The 1,216-nt window shown below is 61.3% G+C and carries 1 protein-coding gene; it reads left to right on the forward strand.

Annotation, left to right across the window (positions count from 1 at the left end; genetic code table 11):
* Positions 1-31 precede the first annotated feature (31 nt).
* Positions 32-1,216, forward strand: a 1,185-nt coding sequence (ettA, locus tag ACQKP4_RS29170; protein WP_427637454.1) for an energy-dependent translational throttle protein EttA, incomplete at its 3' end; no start/stop codon positions are given.

Below are 1,216 nucleotides of genomic sequence, written 5' to 3' on the forward strand. Positions count from 1 at the left end.
TTCAGCGGCGCCTTCCCAGTTCACGGCAGCGATCTGGCTGCCATCGATCGGCCTGAAAAACATTTCGCTGTCGTTCTTCCCCGGCGCCAAGATCGGCGTGCTCGGCCTCAACGGTTCGGGTAAGTCCACGCTGCTGAAAATCATGGCCGGCGTCGACACCGAGTTCGAGGGCGAAGCCCGTCCGATGCCGGAGCTGAACATCGGCTACTTGCCGCAAGAGCCGATCCTGGACCCGACCAAGACCGTGCGTGAAGTGGTCGAGGAAGCGGTCAGCGTGATCAAGAACGCCCAGGCGCGCCTGGACGAGGTCTACGCGGCTTACGCTGAAGAAGATGCCGACTTCGACAAACTGGCCGCCGAACAGGCCAAGCTCGAAGCCATCCTGCAAGCCAGCGACGGTCACAACCTGGATCGCCAACTGGAAGTTGCCGCCGATGCGCTGCGTCTGCCGGCGTGGGACGCCAAGGTCGAATTCCTCTCCGGTGGTGAAAAGCGCCGTGTGGCCCTGTGCCGCCTGCTGCTGTCCGCCCCCGACATGCTGCTGCTCGACGAACCGACCAACCACCTGGACGCCGATTCCGTCGCCTGGCTGGAGCATTTCCTGCACGATTTCCCGGGCACCGTGGTCGCGATCACGCACGACCGGTACTTCCTGGACAACGTGGCAGGCTGGATCCTCGAACTCGACCGCGGCGCCGGTATCCCGTACGAGGGCAACTATTCGGGTTGGCTTGAAGCCAAGTCCAATCGTCTGGCTGCCGAATCCAAGCAGCAGTCGGCCCACGAAAAAGCCATGAAGGAAGAACTGGAGTGGGTGCGCAAAGGCGCCAAGGCCCGCCAGTCCAAATCCAAGGCTCGCCTGCAACGCTTCGAAGAAATGCAATCGCAGGAGTTCCAGAAGCGTAGCGAAACCAACGAGATCTACATCCCGGCCGGTCCGCGCCTGGGTGACAAGGTCATCGAATTCAAGAACGTCAGCAAGGGTTACGGCGATCGCGTGTTGATCGACAACCTGTCGTTCTCCATGCCCAAAGGCGCCATCGTTGGCGTGATCGGCGGTAACGGTGCCGGTAAATCCACGCTGTTCCGCATGTTGATGGGCAAGGAAACGCCGGACTCGGCGCTGTCGATGCTGACCCTGAACGCATTGGTCGCCGCTGACGGGGTAATTATCCCCATGCAGTGCGAGTACTTTGCGCTCGAAGGTTTGAGCGAC

It is taken from the genome of Pseudomonas sp. NPDC086278, assembly GCF_050280905.1.
GTDB lineage: Bacteria > Pseudomonadota > Gammaproteobacteria > Pseudomonadales > Pseudomonadaceae > Aquipseudomonas.